The sequence below is a fragment of the Micromonospora sp. SH-82 genome, assembly GCF_051132485.1.
Lineage (GTDB): Bacteria > Actinomycetota > Actinomycetes > Mycobacteriales > Micromonosporaceae > Micromonospora.
Genome location: NZ_CP148049.1, coordinates 514,615 through 529,113 on the forward strand (window position 1 = coordinate 514,615; position 14,499 = coordinate 529,113).

The 14,499-nt window shown below is 73.7% G+C and carries 17 protein-coding genes; 5 read left to right on the forward strand and 12 right to left on the reverse strand.

Annotated elements, in window-relative coordinates; translation table 11 throughout:
- Positions 1 to 7: 7 nt before the first annotated feature.
- From WHN02_RS02355 to WHN02_RS02375, 5 genes are all read right to left on the reverse strand, one after another.
- Positions 8 to 1,507 carry a hypothetical protein gene (locus tag WHN02_RS02355; protein WP_434741846.1) on the reverse strand — a complete coding sequence of 500 codons (1,500 nt, stop codon included), beginning with the start codon at positions 1,505 to 1,507 and terminating at the stop codon, positions 8 to 10.
- A gap of 141 nt (positions 1,508 to 1,648) precedes the next feature.
- On the reverse strand, positions 1,649 to 2,536 hold the full coding sequence (locus tag WHN02_RS02360) for an alpha/beta fold hydrolase (protein ID WP_434741847.1): 888 nt from the start codon (positions 2,534 to 2,536) through the stop codon (positions 1,649 to 1,651).
- Positions 2,533 to 2,847 carry a DUF2516 family protein gene (locus tag WHN02_RS02365; protein ID WP_350894589.1) on the reverse strand — a complete coding sequence of 105 codons (315 nt, stop codon included), beginning with the start codon at positions 2,845 to 2,847 and terminating at the stop codon, positions 2,533 to 2,535. The genes WHN02_RS02360 and WHN02_RS02365 overlap by 4 nt, the downstream gene beginning before the upstream one ends.
- A 76-nt stretch (positions 2,848 to 2,923) precedes the next feature.
- Positions 2,924 to 3,826, reverse strand: a complete 903-nt coding sequence (locus tag WHN02_RS02370; protein WP_434741848.1) for a hypothetical protein — start codon at positions 3,824 to 3,826, stop codon at positions 2,924 to 2,926.
- Entirely contained in the window at positions 3,823 to 4,506 is a 684-nt protein-coding gene (locus WHN02_RS02375) for a helix-turn-helix domain-containing protein (RefSeq protein ID WP_434741849.1), read from the reverse strand. The genes WHN02_RS02370 and WHN02_RS02375 overlap by 4 nt, the downstream gene beginning before the upstream one ends.
- A gap of 111 nt (positions 4,507 to 4,617) precedes the next feature.
- On the opposite strand from WHN02_RS02375, the gene WHN02_RS02380 reads away from it, so the two are divergent.
- The gene (locus WHN02_RS02380; RefSeq protein WP_434741850.1) at positions 4,618 to 5,421 is read left to right on the forward strand and encodes an alpha/beta fold hydrolase; all 804 of its coding nucleotides are present in this window, start codon (positions 4,618 to 4,620) and stop codon (positions 5,419 to 5,421) included.
- A gap of 117 nt (positions 5,422 to 5,538) precedes the next feature.
- Here the strand turns inward: WHN02_RS02380 and WHN02_RS02385 are convergent, their stop codons facing one another.
- The 4 genes from WHN02_RS02385 to WHN02_RS02400 are packed head-to-tail and all read right to left on the reverse strand — an operon-like array spanning position 5,539 to position 8,911.
- A complete protein-coding gene (locus tag WHN02_RS02385; protein WP_434741851.1) occupies positions 5,539 to 6,498 on the reverse strand; it encodes an asparaginase in 960 nt (319 codons plus the stop codon).
- 42 nt (positions 6,499 to 6,540) lie between these two features.
- A complete protein-coding gene (locus WHN02_RS02390; RefSeq protein ID WP_434741852.1) occupies positions 6,541 to 7,368 on the reverse strand; it encodes a 3-keto-5-aminohexanoate cleavage protein in 828 nt (275 codons plus the stop codon).
- Positions 7,365 to 8,486 carry a YgfZ/GcvT domain-containing protein gene (locus tag WHN02_RS02395; protein WP_434741853.1) on the reverse strand — a complete coding sequence of 374 codons (1,122 nt, stop codon included), beginning with the start codon at positions 8,484 to 8,486 and terminating at the stop codon, positions 7,365 to 7,367. Before WHN02_RS02395 ends, WHN02_RS02390 begins: the two co-directional genes overlap by 4 nt.
- Positions 8,483 to 8,911 carry a Fur family transcriptional regulator gene (locus WHN02_RS02400; RefSeq protein ID WP_434741854.1) on the reverse strand — a complete coding sequence of 143 codons (429 nt, stop codon included), beginning with the start codon at positions 8,909 to 8,911 and terminating at the stop codon, positions 8,483 to 8,485. The genes WHN02_RS02395 and WHN02_RS02400 overlap by 4 nt, the downstream gene beginning before the upstream one ends.
- Before the next feature lie 57 nt (positions 8,912 to 8,968).
- On the opposite strand from WHN02_RS02400, the gene WHN02_RS02405 reads away from it, so the two are divergent.
- Positions 8,969 to 9,805, forward strand: a complete 837-nt coding sequence (locus WHN02_RS02405) for an aminotransferase class IV (RefSeq protein WP_434741855.1) — start codon at positions 8,969 to 8,971, stop codon at positions 9,803 to 9,805.
- 7 nt (positions 9,806 to 9,812) lie between these two features.
- Here WHN02_RS02405 and WHN02_RS02410 read toward each other — a convergent pair whose 3' ends face one another.
- Together WHN02_RS02410 and mtfM are read right to left on the reverse strand one after the other, a co-directional pair.
- Positions 9,813 to 10,400: an FABP family protein gene (locus tag WHN02_RS02410; RefSeq protein WP_434741856.1), complete on the reverse strand. Its 588-nt coding sequence runs from the start codon at positions 10,398 to 10,400 to the stop codon at positions 9,813 to 9,815.
- A gap of 43 nt (positions 10,401 to 10,443) precedes the next feature.
- A complete protein-coding gene (mtfM, locus tag WHN02_RS02415; protein WP_350894598.1) occupies positions 10,444 to 10,548 on the reverse strand; it encodes a small membrane protein MtfM in 105 nt (34 codons plus the stop codon).
- A 23-nt stretch (positions 10,549 to 10,571) separates the two neighbouring features.
- Between mtfM and WHN02_RS02420 the strand changes: the two genes are divergently transcribed.
- From WHN02_RS02420 to WHN02_RS02430, 3 genes are all read left to right on the forward strand, one after another.
- Positions 10,572 to 10,934: a DsrE family protein gene (locus WHN02_RS02420; RefSeq protein ID WP_434741857.1), complete on the forward strand. Its 363-nt coding sequence runs from the start codon at positions 10,572 to 10,574 to the stop codon at positions 10,932 to 10,934.
- A 99-nt stretch (positions 10,935 to 11,033) separates the two neighbouring features.
- Entirely contained in the window at positions 11,034 to 11,426 is a 393-nt protein-coding gene (locus WHN02_RS02425) for an SCP2 sterol-binding domain-containing protein (protein WP_434741858.1), read from the forward strand.
- Complete coding sequence (locus tag WHN02_RS02430) at positions 11,423 to 13,477, forward strand: amylo-alpha-1,6-glucosidase (RefSeq protein ID WP_434741859.1); 2,055 nt, start codon at positions 11,423 to 11,425, stop codon at positions 13,475 to 13,477. The genes WHN02_RS02425 and WHN02_RS02430 overlap by 4 nt, the downstream gene beginning before the upstream one ends.
- Before the next feature lie 86 nt (positions 13,478 to 13,563).
- Here WHN02_RS02430 and WHN02_RS02435 read toward each other — a convergent pair whose 3' ends face one another.
- Positions 13,564 to 14,433, reverse strand: a complete 870-nt coding sequence (locus tag WHN02_RS02435; RefSeq protein WP_434741860.1) for a hypothetical protein — start codon at positions 14,431 to 14,433, stop codon at positions 13,564 to 13,566.
- Positions 14,434 to 14,499: the final 66 nt, after the last annotated feature.

Here is a 14,499-nt window from a genome sequence, read left to right on the forward strand (position 1 = left end):
GCCGAGGTCAGTTTTCGATGGTCATCCCCGGACGGCGTTCCAGCAGGGTGATGCCGAGCAGCGGCTCCCGCCACCGGTGCACCACCCGGTACTCCCGCCGGATCCGGTCCTGCTTGCCCGCCGCCATGTCGGCCAGCGGATCCGCCGGGCTGTCCACCCGGACCACCCAGACCCGGGGCGGGGCGCCGAGGCAGGCGGCGTCCGGGCATTCGACAGCCGCCAGCCGACCGTCGGTGCGGGGTGGGGCCGTCCGCAGGACGTCGGGTGGGCGCGGGGCGGGCAGGTACCGCTCGTAGACGTCCCTCGCCGACCAGGGGATGCTCCGGTGGGTGTCCGGGAAGACGACCACGTCGCCCGGGAGTTGCCGGGGGCCGATCACCGTGGCGATCCGGGCGGAGGCCTGACCGTGCCCCGCCTCGGCCCGGATCCGCACCTGCGCGGGCACGACCAGGACGACCAGCAGGCAGAGCACCCCCACGGTGGCCCGTCGACCGGACCGGGTCAGCGCGTACCCGGCGAGGACGGCCAGCGGGGGCAGCACCACGAGGACGTACCGGGCCACCCAGACGTCGAGACGCACCCCGGCCACCAGCAGGGACACCAACGGTACGAACGCGGCTGCGGCCAGGCACCCCGCCGTCCGGGTACGCCGGACACCCGTGACTGCCGCACCGAGGACCAGCCCCCCGGCCGCCGCCGAGAGGAACAGCTGCTCCGGCACCGCAGCCAGGATGTCGAGGTCGACGGGGCGGATCCAGGACACCTGCCCGGTCTGCCCGGCACCCCACCAGCCCAGCAGGACGGCGGGGGACGCGCCGACCCCGGCCGCCACCAGCCACCGCCGACCGGTCCGACGGCTCCGGTCCGCCCCGGCTGTCGTGAGACACCACCACCCGGCCCCGACGGCGTGCCCGGCGAGCAGGAGCAGTCCACTGAGCGGGTGCAGGAGCCCGGCGGCCGCGCAGGCGGCGGCGTACCCGGCGAGACGGCCGGGGGTGGGACGCGCCAGCGCCCGGTCCAGCGCCAGCACCGCCACCGCCGAGGCCAGGATCACGAAGGCGTACGGGCGGGCCTCCTGCGCGTACCGGGAGGTGACCGGGAGGAGCGCGAAGACCAGCCCGGCGGTGAACCCCGCCCCGGCTCCCCCGAGCCGCCGCCCGAGCACCGCCACCACCACGGTGGCCCCGACGATCGCCACCACCGACGGCAGCCGCAGCGCCGCCGTACCGGTCCCCGCCACTGTCGCGTACGCCTTCGTCACCGCGTAGTACGGCGTCAGCACCGCGTCGACCGACCCGGACAGCTCCCACAGGCGGACCCAGGTCGACCGGACCGCACCCCAGGTGGCCAACTCGTCGGCCCAGAGCGACGCACCGGTGAGCCGCCATCCGCCGAGCGCAGCCGCGCACACCCCCGGCACCAGCCAGGACAGGAGCCCGGCGACCCGGGAGGAGGACACCCCGGGCGGCCCGGCCGACGGGCGCGGCGGCGGCTCGTTGGTGGCCAAGACGATCCCCGGGCTACGGCGGTCAGGACCGGACCAGTCAACGTCGCCCGGGTGACGGGCGGCAGCAGTCCACGGTGACTGATGGTGAACGACGAGTTGCGAACCGCCGTCGGGTCGGCCGGAGCGGCGGGCGGGACCGGTTCAGGAGTTGAGGAACGTGGCGACCCGGTGCCGCAGGTCGGCGCGGTCCGACCAGAGGACGCCGGGGCGGTCGTAGACGTGCAGGGTGGCTCGGGGCAGCGCGGCGGCCAGGTCCTCGGCCACCGACACCGGGTGCAGGTCGTCCCCGGCGGCCCCGATGACCAGGGCGGGGGTGGTGACGCGGGTCAGCGCCGACCTGTCGGTCAGCGGCGCCTGGCCGGGCAGCCCGGCCAGGCCGGGGGCGAGGCCGTCACGGAGCAGGTGGTCGAGGCGCTGACGAAGGTAGGCCCATCCGGCCGGGGTGTTGCGTACCGCCGGGGGCAGTTCGGTCGAGACCACCTCGGCGACCGCCGAGGCGTCGCCGCTGCCGATCGCGTCGAGGAGGTCGGTGAGCCGCTGCCGGGCGGTGGCGGGCCGGGGACGGTCCAGCGCCGCCGGCAGGAAGAAGACCACCCTGTCGAACCGCTGTGGGCTCTCGGTGAGCAGCCGGCACAACGCCCCCGCCCCGAGGCTGACGCCGAAGGCCCGGGTGGCACCGCCGAGGTCGGCGACGGCGCGCAGGTCCCGGGCCAGGTCCAGGTAGGTCCAGTCGCCCGGCGGGGCGTCCGAGCGGCCGTGCCCCCGGAACTGGAAGAAGATCCGACGCCCGTCGACTCCACTGCCGAACGGACGGGTGGTGGCGATCCCGTTGGCCAGCCCGTGGGCGAAGACCGTCACCGGGTCACCCGAGCCGGTGACCAACTGCTCCAGCCGCACCCCGTGCGGGGTGGTGACCAGTGTGGTCTCCGGCTCCGGCAGCGCCGGTCGACCGGTGCGCGGTCCACCGGGCCCCGGCCCCCAGGTCCGGGGGCCGCCGTCCGGCGGCGGAGGCCACCGGAAACCTCTCACCAGGAGCCTCGACCGTCGCTGAGGTCACGCAACCCCACCCGGACGTCGAGCAGGTAGATCAGCCCGGCCGCGATACCGACCAGCCCGAAGAGACTGAGCACCCCGAACCCGAGCAGGGTCAGCACGAGGCAGACCGCCAGGATCGCGATCCATCCGCCCTTCGGGAGGGTGCCGATCGCCGCGAAGGCGTCGGAGCGTTGGGTGATGGCGTGCACCAGCGCGACGCCCTGGACGATCAGCGCGAAGACGAGCAGGATCAGCTCGATCACGTAACGGACTTCGATGAAGAACAGCGGCGCGGCGTAGGCCATGTCGGCTAGCTTATGCCGCAGCCGGCGAAACCGTCCCGTAGGACGCTTCCGCCGGCTGTCCGCTCCGTCGCCGCAGTCACTCGGCGGTCGGGCGGGTCCGCTTGGTGGCCTTGGGCAGCTTCGCCGACGGCGTGCCCTCCGACGAGGAGGTGACCGCCCGCTTCCCGGTCGCCTTCGCGGCGGTCCCCTTCCCGGTGGCGTCCTTGGTGCCCTTGCCGGTGGTGGCCTTGCCGGTGGTGCTGCGGGCGGCCGTGCCGGTGGTGCGGGCCCGGGTGCGCTTGACCGGGGCGGGCTCGGCGTCGACCACCGCCGCCACGTCGGCCGGGGTGGGGGTGGTGGCGGGCGCGTCGACGAGCGCGGCGGCGGGCTCGGTCGAGGTGCCGACGGTGGTCGCCTCGGTCGCCTCGATGTCGGCGTCGACGGTCTCGGCGGCCTCCACGACACCCGAGCCGACCACCCGCTCGCCCCGGGCGACGAGCGCGCCGTAGGCGGCCAGCGCCCGCTCCTGGGCGGCCTGCGCACCGGCGTAGACCACCGCCGCGTTGCGGGTCGCTGCGGTACGCAGCCGGTCCAGGTCGGCCGCCTCACGCAGCCGGTCGAGGTCGGCGACCTCGCGGAGCCGGTCCGGGTCCGCGGCCTGCCGCAGCCGGTTGACGTCGGCGGCCTCCCGCAGCCGGTTGAGGTCCTCCCGCAGACGGGTGTCGGCGGCGACCCGCAGTCGCTCCAGGTCGGCACCGGTGACGCCCCGCTCACGCAGGTCGGTCGCGGTCTGGTTGGCCGTACGGAGGGTCTCGGTGGCCTTCTGCCGCAGCTCGAAGCCGGTGACCACGGCCTTCCCGCCGAGGTCGGCAGCGACCCGCCCACCCAGGCCGGTGACCACTGCGGGCAGCTTGCGCAGCTGCTCGAAGGCCAGGTCGCTGACGCCGGCGGCGGCGTAGATCGGGGCGGGGATGCGGTTGGTCTTCGGCTGGGTCATCACTTCTCCTCCTCAGCCGCGGCGGCGGCCTGGTCAGCGGTTCGGGTGGCCGACGGGCCGGCGTCGTCTCGGCCGGTCGGGGGCGGTGCCGCGCCGGACTCGGCCACGGCGACGGACTCCAGCACCGCCTCGGTCGGCGTGCCCTGCGGGGTGGTCGGTCCGGTGGCGGCCGGGGTCAGGGTGCCGGGGGCCTCCGGTGCGGTCGCGGTCTGCGCCCTGGTGGCCTGCGCCCAGGGGTCAGCGGGCGACTGCGACCCGGCCTGCGGCGAGGTCTGCTCCGGTTCGGGCCGGGACGGCTCGGGCTCGCCCGCCTCGGAACTGTCGGCGGTCGCCTCGGCGAGTCTGGCGTTCTCCCGCCGGAACGTCTCGTAGATCTGGGTGAGCGACTGCTTCTGCGCCATCGTCAGGTCGGGGTCGACGGCGATCGCCGCGAGCACGCCCTGCCCCTCCTTGTCGTCGAGGAGTCCGGCTCGCAGGTACATCGCCGGGGTGGAGACCCGCAGGGCGCTGGCGAGCTGCTGGAGCACCTCGGCGCTCGGCTTGCGCAGTCCGCGCTCGACCTGACTGAGGTACGGGTTGCTCACCCCGGCCTGGTCGGCGAGTTGCCGCAGCGAGATCTTCGCGTTGCGTCGCAGGTCGCGGATGAACCCGCCGACGTCGGGAAGGTCTTTTCCAGTGGCCATGGGGCCGACGTTATCACTCATGCTAGCTCCTGCAAGCAGAATGCTAACCGCAGTTAGCAAGGTCTCAGTGGCGGGTTGCGAACCGGCCCATCAGGTACGTACCGTCCACCGGTGACCAAGATCGACGTTAATGGCGCAGCCCTGTCGTACGACGACACCGGCACCGGGAACCCCCTGGTCCTGTTGCACGCCGGCATCGCCGACCGGCGGATGTGGCACCGGCAGATCGCCCCGCTCGCCGACCGGTACCGGGTGATCGCCGTGGACCTGCGCGGATACGGCGAGTCGGAACCCCCGTCCCGGTCGTTCGCCCATCACGACGACGTGATCGGGCTGCTCGACGCGCTCGGCCTCCAGCGGGCCACCCTGGTCGGCAGCTCCTTCGGCGGGGCCGTGGCCGTCGACGCCACACTCGCGTACCCGCACCGGGTCGATGGACTCGCCCTGCTCGGCACCGCGATCTCCGGACACGAGTGGTCGGAGGAGACCAACGACCTCTGGGAGGAACTGGTCGGCGACGTCGACCCGACGGACCTGGCGGCCACCGCCGCCGCCGAGGTCCGGTTCTGGGTGGTCGGCCCCGGACGGCGTCCGGAGGACGTCGACCCCGACCTGGTCGCCTTCGCCCGGGAGATGGACCATCGGGCACTCACCGCCGAGCAGGCCCTGCGCACCGTCGACGTGGTCGAAGCGGACCCGCCGGCCGTCGACAGGCTCGGCGAACTACGGGTGCCGGTGCTGGTCACCGCCGGAGCCGCCGACGTACCGGACATCCGTCGGCTGGCCGACCGGATCGGTGACGAGGCCCCCCACGCGGTACGGCTGCCGGACGTACCGGACACCGCGCACCTGCTCCCCCTGGAGCGCCCCGGGCCGGTCAACGCCGCCCTGCTCGACTTCCTCGCCCGGATCTGACCCGCTCGGGATGACCCGGCCGCCCGACCGGCAGGCCGGGTCACCCGGAGCGGAGGCACCGCCCCCGACCGGAACGCCGGGTGAACGGATGCGGACACACTGCCCCGGAGGGCCGGGTCACCAGAGCGGACGCACCGCACCCACCGGCACTCCCCCGCCGAGCAGCGGGACCTCGACGAGGTCGGACAGGGTCGGGGTGGACACCCCGAGTCGGCGCAACGCCGAGACCAGCACCCCCAGCCGGGGCCGGGACGCCCCGTCGTCGATCTTCACAGCCGCCGCCCCGACGCCGGGCACCACCGCCGCGAGGACCCCCTCCGCACCGATCTTGGCCACCGCACCGGGGAGCGCCAGCATCAACCCGGTGTCCTCCGCCCCGGTCCCACCGACGAGGTCCGGATGGGCGCGTACGGCGTCGACGACGGCCTGCTCGGGCGAGTCCGGCGTACCTGCCACCAGCCGCAGGTAGGCCCGGGCCAGTCCGGTCAACGAACAGGCGAGCACCGGGGCGCCGCAGCCGTCCACCCCGGTCGCGGTGGTCGGCTCCCCGGTGAACTCCTCGACGGTGTCCCGCAGCACCTGCTGCAACGGGTGCTCCGGCCGCCAGTACCCCGCCGTCGGCCAGCCGGCCGCGAGACAGGTCAACACCATGCCGGTGTGCTTGCCCGAACAGTTCATCTGGATCCGGCTCGGCCCGCCCCCGGCCCGCAGCACCGCCGCCCGGGCCGCCGCACCGAAGGGCAGTTCCGGCGGGCAGTGCAGCGCCGACTCGTCGAGTCCGGCACCACGCAACAGCGCCTCGACCCGGCTCAGGTGCCGATCCTCACCGGCGTGGCTGGCGGTCACCAGTGCCAGGTCGGCCGGATCGGTCAGCCGCAGCCCGGCCCGGAGCATCCCGACCGCCTGCAACGGCTTGCTCGCCGAACGGGGGAAGACCGGCCCGGTCACGTCCCCGGCCCCGGCCACCACCGAGCCCGTGGCGTCCAACGCCACCACCGAACCCCTGTGCGACCCCTCCACGAAGCCGGACCGGACCACCTCGGCCAACGGCACACCACCCGCGTACGTCTCTGCCACCCCCCGGACGCTACCCACCACCCCGGCGGCGGCGGTGAGGTGTCAGAGTCCGAGCAGGTCGCGGGCCTCGGCGGTGGTCAGCGGTGGGCGCTGGGCGAGCTGGGCGAAGCCGACCGCCCGCGCGACGAGCTGCATGTTCGACTCGACCGGGCGTCCCCTGGCGTACGTGACGGTGTCCTCCAGGCCGACCCGCAGGTGCCCGCCCGTCGACAGCGACGCCATCAGGACCGGGATGGTGGTACGGCCGACCCCGGTCGCCGAGAAGGTGGTGCCCTCGGGGAGGTCGCGCAGCATCTGGACGGCGGCGACGAGTGCCGGGGTGGTGCCCGGCATCCCGCCCGGCACCCCCATCACCAGGTCGACGTGGACGTGCCCGCCGTGCGGCAGGCCGTACTTGCCCAGCAGCCGTTGCAGGGCGGTCAGGTGCCCCAGGTCGAAGATCTCGTACTCCGGGACGACACCGGCGTCCTGCATCCGGGTGTGCAGGTCGACGACGAACTCCCAGCGGTTGAGGAAGACGTCGTCGCCGAAGTTGACGGTGCCCATCGTGCAGGAGGCCATGTCCGGCCCCGCGTCGAGGACGGCGAGCCGGGCCGACTCCGGATCCGTCACCGCCCCGCCCGTGGAGAGCTGCACGATCAGGTCGGTGCCCGCGCGCAGCGCCGCCACCGTCTCCCGCAGCCGTCCCGGATCGAGGGTGGGACGCGCCTCGTCGTCGCGGATGTGGACGTGGATGACGGCGGCGCCCAGCGCCTCGCACTCCCGCGCCGTCGACAGCAGCTCGTCGAGGGTCACCGGCAGCGCCGGGACCTCGGCCTTCGCCGACTCCGCTCCGGTCGGGGCGACCGTGATCAGCGTCCCGGTCGTCACGCCGACGGACCCGGGTCGATGGCGGCGGCGGTGTCGCCGACGAGGAGGGCGGCGTCGTCGGGGACGTTGCGCTTGACCACGGCGAGGGTGACCTGCCCCCACTCGAAGTGGTGCACGGCGGTGCCGACGAAGCCCACCGCCCGGCCGTCCCGGGTCACCGGCGTCCCGGCGACCGGCGGCTGGTCGGTGGTCACCCCGTCCAGATGCAGCAGTACGAGCCGACGCGGCGGCTTACCCATGTTGTGCACCCGCGCCACCGTCTCCTGCCCCCGGTAGCAGCCCTTGTCCAGGTGCACCGCCGGGGCGACCAGATCCACCTCGGCGGGGATGGTCCGGTGGTCGGTGTCGACGCCGACCCGGGGCCGTCGGGCGGCCACCCGCATCGCCTCGTACGCCCACAACCCGGCCACCGGCACCCCGGCGTCCCGCAGGTCGGCCACGACCCGGTCGACCTGTCCCCGAGGCACCAGGAGGTCCACCCCGAGCGGCACCCGGCGGGCCCACCCGCCGAGCGGCAGGGGCGCGACGGCGTACCGGGCGGTGGGACGGGCCGGCAGCTCACCGGAGCGGAACTTCGGACCCGGCACCCCGACGACGTCGGGCTCGGCCAACCCGGTCACCCCCAGGGTGGCGACCGCGTCGACCGCCTCCGGCCCGACCAGGGAGAGCACCGCGTGATCGGCGGTGGCGTCCCGGGGCTCCACCTTGCTGAAGAAGCGCATCTTCTCCAGGTAGGTCAGCAGGCCGGCGGTCATCCCCGGCTCGGTGTCCAGCCAGGTCGTCTCCCCGTCCTCGGCCACCATGGCGTGCTGCTCGACGTGCCCGTGCGGGGAGAGCACCAGCAGCTCCGTCCCCTCCCCGGCGGAGAGGGCGGCCAGGTGCTGCGAGGTGAGGGTGTGCAGCCAGCCGGCGCGTTCCTCACCCGGGACCGCGATCACCCCTCGGTGCGACCGGTCCACCAGCCCGACGCCGGTGGCGAGGGTCCGCTGTTCCCGCATCGGGTCGCCGTAGTGCGCGGCGACGCCCCGTACCCCGGCGGCGGCGTGCGCCGGATCCGGCTGGTCCCGGGTCTGCGGGTCGATGCTCTCGGCCGCTACCGCACCGGCGATGTCGATCATTTGGTGCCCCCGTCCTGGCAGCGCCCGCAGACGCCGAAGAATGACACGTGCCCGATGTCGAGCGTGAACCCCCGCTGCTCGGCCAGCTCGTCGGCCAACGGTTGGACCATCGACGGATCGACCTCGTCGATCGCCCCGCACTCCCGGCAGACCAGGTGCACGTGCTGGTGCTCACCGGCCGCGTGATAGGTCGGCGACCCGTGCGAGAGGTGGGTGTGGGTCACCAGGCCGAGCCGCTCCAGCAGCTCCAGGGTGCGGTAGATGGTGGTGATGTTGACGCCGGAGGCGACCTCCCGAACTGCCGTGTGGACCTGCTCCGGGGTGGCGTGCCCCAGCTCCAGCACAGCCTCCAGGACCAGCTGACGTTGCGGAGTCAGCCGCAGCCCACGGGCCCGCAGCATCTCGGCGAGGGAGGATTCGGACACCGTCCGATCATAGTTCGGGGCCGGGGTGGCGGTCTCCCCCCGCTAGGCTCGGCGCTCGTGACGGAGTCGAGGATCGCGGTACTCGGGCGGGGAGTGGTGCCGGTCACGGAGCCGGTGCTGCGCGGCGACGACCTGGGCGTCCTGCACGGTGACGGACTCTTCGAGACCCTCCACCTCCGGGCGGGGAGGCCGTGGCTGCTCACCGAGCACCTGGACCGGCTGACCCGGGCGGCCGACGCGCTGGACCTGCCCCTGCCGCCCCGGGCCGCCCTGGTCGAGTTGCTGGACACGATCAGCGACGGGTGGCCCCCCGACGTCGAGGGCGCGCTGCGGCTGGTCTGCACCAGGGGTCCGGAGGGCGGCGCGGGGACGACCGTCTACGCCACGCTGGCCGAGGTTCCCGCCACCGCCCGGCGGGCCCGCCGGGCCGGGATCGACGTGGTCACCCTGCCGCTCGGCGTGACCGCCACCGGCCGCCCCGAGCTGGGCTGGCTGCCGACCGGCGTCAAGTCCACCTCGTACGCGGCCAGCAGCGCCGCCCGCCGCTTCGTCGCCCGTACCGGCGCCGACGACGCCCTCTGGGTCTCCACCGACGGGTACGTCCTGGAGGGGCCCACAGCGAACGTGGTCTGGGTGACCGGTGACACCCTGTGCACGGTGCCCGCCGACGAGACCGGGATCCTTCCCGGCGTGACCGCCCGGTGGCTGCTGGACCAGGCTCCCGCCCTCGGTCTCACACCCGACGAGCGGATGGTCACCCCCGAGCAGCTCCGCGCCGCCGACGCCGCCTGGCTCACCTCGTCCCTGCGGGGTGCCGCCCCCATCCGTACCCTCGACACCCACCCTCTGCCGTACCGCGCCTTCCCGCTGCCCGGTCTCCACCCGTCGGGGTGACCAGGGGTCAGCCGGCCACCCGGGTCAGGCGGGCGGAGAGGTGGGGGGAGAGCGGGTGGCCGACGGCTGCCATCTCCTGGGCGTACAGCAGGGCCCCCTCGACGATGCCGAACAGGCGGTGACCGGCGGTGACCTCCTTGGCCGTCGCGGTGCGGACCACGGCGTCGGTGACGAACTCGATCTGAGTGCCCTTGCGCTTGCCGACGTGCAGCTCCATCACCCCCGTCGGGTTGCTCATCAGCGCCTCCAGCTCGTCGGTGACCCGCTCGCCGTCGAGCACCGGCCGCCACCAGCCGACCTCCCGCCCGGCGGGACGCACCGGACGGCTCTGCTCGTCCAACAGCCACGCCCGCGACTCGTAGAACAGGAACGGACGGCCGTCGTGGCTGATCCGGATCTCCTGGCCGTAGTCGAAGTCCTCGATGCTCGGGTACCCGCCCCGGCCCCGGCCCCGCCACACCCCGACGTACGGCAGCAGGGCGTCGAGCGTCGGGTGCAGTTTCGGCCCGACCCGCAGGTCGTGACTCTCCTCGTACGGGTACGAGTCGACCGGCGGCGCGTTCAACCACGGTGGCTGCAGGGGATTGTCGCTCACCGACGTCCTTCCTTCGTTGTGGCTGCCCGGCGCGCGGCACCACTCACCAGTGGCCCCTCGCCAGGCGAACAGCCAGATAGACCAGGCCACCGGCGAGCGCGCCGAGACCTGCGACCAGCAGGCTGACGAACCCGATCTCGGTAACCATCATGGTCATCCTATGCTGACCCCATGGCCCGTACTCTCGTCGTCAAGGCCACCGCCGGTGCGGACGCCCCGGAGCGGTGTGCCCAGGCGTTCACCGTCGCCGCCACCGCCGCCGCCGCCGGGGTGGACGTCTCCCTCTGGTTGACCGGTGAGTCGACGTGGTTCGTCCTGCCCGGCCGGGCCCAGGAGTTCGACCTGCCGCACTCCGCCCCGTTGGCCGAGCTGCTGCACGTGATCATGACCTCCGGTCGGGTCACCGCCTGCACCCAGTGCGCCGCCCGCCGGGACATCGGCCCGGACGACGTCCTGCCGGGGGTACGGATCGCCGGCGCGGCGGTCTTCGTCGAGGAGGCCACGGCCGACGGGGTCCAAGCCCTCGTCTACTGAGGTCACCCCGCCGTCCGGGCGGGTGACCTGCCGAAACGGAGTCGGTGTGCTGGGCGACTTCCGGCCCGGCGGGGACGTTGCGCTCCTACGATTCGACATGTGACAGGGGCCACCGAGGAGTTCTTCGCATCGCTGCCGGAGCGCGCCCCGGCGGTGCTCCGCAGTCCCCTCAGCGGCAGCCTGAGGATCGACCTCTACCACGGTGACCACACCGCCCACTGGCGGGTCGAGATGGCCCCGGGCGAGGCCCGGGTGAACCGGGACAGCGCCGACGCGGACACCACCTGGGTGTGCCGCTCGAACTTCTTCGACCGGCTGGTCGTCGGTTCTGAGCAGGCCATCGCGGCGATGCTGCGCAGTGAGACGACGATCGTCGGGGACATCCGGCTCTTCCTCGCCTTCCGCGGGTTCCTTCCCAGCCCGCCGGGCACCCGCGACCCCCGCGAGACCGCCCGGGAGTCGGTGCGGGACCAGGGCGGGGGGACCCGATGAGCGACCTGGTCAGCATCCTGGACGGAAACACCTTCCTGGTCAGCGACGACCGGGGGGACATCGAGCCGGCACCGGACTCCCCGACCGGGCTGTTCTCCTTCGACACCAGGTTCCTGTCGACCTGGGTGTTGACCCTCGGCGGGGAGCGACTGCACCTGCTCTCCGCCGACGACGCGCACTCGTACCAGAGTCAGTTCTTCCTCGCCCCCGGCGAGCCGATGCACGACCTCGACACCCGGGTCTCGCTGATGCGGCACCGGTGGATCAGCGAGGGGCTCGCCGAGCAGCTCACCGTCTTCAACCACTCCCGGGAGACGATCCGGCTGACCGTCCGGGTCGCGATGGGCACCGACTTCGCCGACCTGTTCGAGATCAAGAACGTGCAGCCGAAGCAGGGTCGGGTCACCGCCGAACCGGGGCACAACGAGCTACGGCTGGTGTACCAGCGGGCCGGGTTCCGCCGCGAGTCGTTGATCACCAGCAGCACCGACGCCCAGGTCGACGCGGAGGGGATGACGTTCCACATCCGGATCGGTCCGCACGACGAGTGGAACACCCTCCTGCACGTCGCGGCGGTCATCAGGGACACCAAGGGCCGGGACGCCCGGGCCGTCCTGCCGCTGATCGGCGACCGGACCCCTCAGGTGATCCTCGCCGAACAGCAGGAGCTGATCGACCGGGCGCCCAAGCTGGGCTGCGACTGCGGGCCGCTGGCCGGGGCGTACCGGCGCAGCCTCAACGACCTGGCGGCCCTGCGGTACCAGTCGATCACGATCGGGGTACGCCTGATCGCCGCCGGACTGCCCTGGTTCATGACGCTCTTCGGCCGGGACAGCATCTTCACGTCGTTGCAGATCCTGCCGTTCCTGCCCGACCTGGTGCCGCCGACGATCACCATCCTCGCCGGCCTCCAGGGCACCCGGGTCGACGACTTCCGGGACGAGGAGCCCGGCAAGATCCTGCACGAACTCCGGTACGGCGAGACGGCCGGCTTCGAGGAGCAGCCCCACTCCCCCTACTACGGCGGGGCCGACTCCACCCCCCTGTTCGTGATCCTCCTCGACGAGTACGAGCGGTGGACCGGGGACGGCCGACTGGTCCGGCAGCTGGAGGCGCAGACCCGAGCGGCGCTGGCCTGGATCGACACCTACGGTGATCTGCTCGGCACCGGATACGTCTGGTACCGGACCCGCAACCCGACCACCGGGCTGCCCAACCAGTGCTGGAAGGACTCCCCGGACGCGATCACCCGGGCCGACGGTGGGCTGCCAGGGTTCCCCCGGGCCACCTGCGAGATCCAGGGGTACGCCTACGACGCGAAGATCCGGGGCGCCCGGCTGGCCCGGAAGTTCTGGAACGATCCGGACTACGCCGACCGGCTGGAACGGGAGGCGGCGGAGTTGAAGGCCCGGTTCAACAGGGACTTCTGGGTCGACGACGGGGAGTACTACGCCCTCGCCCTCGACCCCGAGGGCCGCCCGGTCGACGCGCTCACCTCGAACATCGGGCACCTGTTGTGGAGCGGGATCGTCGACGAGTCCAGGGCGGGCAGGATCGCCGAACACCTCGTCGGTCCTCGGCTCTTCTCCGGGTGGGGGGTCCGTACGCTCGCCACCGGCCAGAGTCGGTACAACCCGGTCGGCTACCACGTCGGCACGGTCTGGCCGTTCGACAACTCGATCATCGCCTGGGGGCTGCGCAGGTACGGCTACCGGGAGGAGGCCGGACGGATCTGCGAGGCGATCCTCAGCGCCTCCCAGCACTTCGGCGGGCGGCTGCCCGAGGCGTTCGCGGGCTACCAGCGGTCGCTCACCGAGTACCCGGTGCAGTACCCGACGGCGTGCAGCCCGCAGGCCTGGTCGGCGGGGACGCCGTTGCTCCTGCTGCGGGTCATGCTCGGGCTGGAACCACAGCAGGAGCACCTGATCATCGATCCGATGGTGCCGGAGGGGATGGGCCGCATCGAGCTGCTCGACATCCGGGGCCGGTGGGGGACCGTGGACGCCCTGGGGCGCAGCCGTGGGCCGCACGACCCCAGCCGGGGCCACTGACTCCCGTCACTCGTCCCCTGTCAGGGGGCACCGGGGCCACTCGCTCCCGTCAGGAGGCGGCGGCTCCCGTCCGGGCGGACCGGGACCTAGCTCCCGTCCGGGGTGCAACCGGTGGCGGCGGCGAGGCGGACCCCGTCGTCGGCGTGGTCGACGACGACTGTGACCGGGCCGGTGCGGTAGGCGTACACCTCGGGGGTGTCGAGGACCACGGTCCCGGCGGCGTCCGAGGTCCGGGCGGCGGACGGGTCCACCCCGGGGGCGGTGGAGACCCGGACCGTGCGGGCCCGCCGGTCGCCGTCCGGGCAGCGGGTGGTCAACAGCTCCGGCGGTGCCGCCTCCGGCCGGTCCAGGGTGGCCAGCACCCGGCGGAGGGCGTCCGCCTCGGGGCCGACCGCCGGTGCGGACTCCGGCCGGTGACCGCCGAGCGGACGACATCCGGTGTCGACGGTGAACCGGACCCGACCGGGTCCGTCGGCCTCCCCGGTGACCGTGACGAACTCCCCCGCGTCGGCCCGCAGCCGCAGACCCCTGTCGCTGGGCCGGACCCGGGCCTGGTACTCGGCGGGCAGTCCGTCGGCGACCCGCTCCAGCAGGGGGGCGACGTCGTCGGACGCACCGACGACCTCCACCGTCCGGGCCAGGACGGCCCCGTCGGCGAACGGGGTGATGCGGCACCCCTCGTCGAGCCGGTCCGGGCCGAGGAGGACCACCGGTTCGGCACCGGCGGCCGCGACCAGGGCACCGATCGCCCGGTCGACCACCGGGACCGCCTCCGACAGGCTGCGCTGCTCGCGGACCGTCGGTTCGTCGTTGCGGGCCGAACGCCAGGTGAGCGCGGCCAGCAGCACGGCCCAGAGCACGGTGCCGACGATCAGCCAACGCGGCCAGCCCGCCCCGGGTTCCGGCTGCGGCGGCTCGGGGGGCGGGGCGTACCAGGTCGGGGCGGCGGCGTTCACCCGGCCATCGTGTCACGCAGCGCCCGGCCGGTCGGAGAGAGTCGGGTCGGCAAGCACATCGGGTCG

What these genes read in the sequence shown, in the direction of transcription:
- WHN02_RS02365 (WP_350894589.1), bottom strand. Translation starts at nt 2,847, where the DNA reads ATGGCCTACGCCGCGCCGCTGTTCTTCATCGAAGTCCGTTACGTGATC.
- WHN02_RS02375 (WP_434741849.1), bottom strand. Translation starts at nt 4,506, where the DNA reads ATGGCCACTGGAAAAGACCTTCCCGACGTCGGCGGGTTCATCCGCGAC.
- WHN02_RS02395 (WP_434741853.1), bottom strand. Translation starts at nt 8,486, where the DNA reads ATGATCGACATCGCCGGTGCGGTAGCGGCCGAGAGCATCGACCCGCAG.
- mtfM (WP_350894598.1), bottom strand. Translation starts at nt 10,548, where the DNA reads ATGGTTACCGAGATCGGGTTCGTCAGCCTGCTGGTCGCAGGTCTCGGC.
- WHN02_RS02420 (WP_434741857.1), top strand. Translation starts at nt 10,572, where the DNA reads ATGGCCCGTACTCTCGTCGTCAAGGCCACCGCCGGTGCGGACGCCCCG.
- WHN02_RS02430 (WP_434741859.1), top strand. Translation starts at nt 11,423, where the DNA reads ATGAGCGACCTGGTCAGCATCCTGGACGGAAACACCTTCCTGGTCAGC.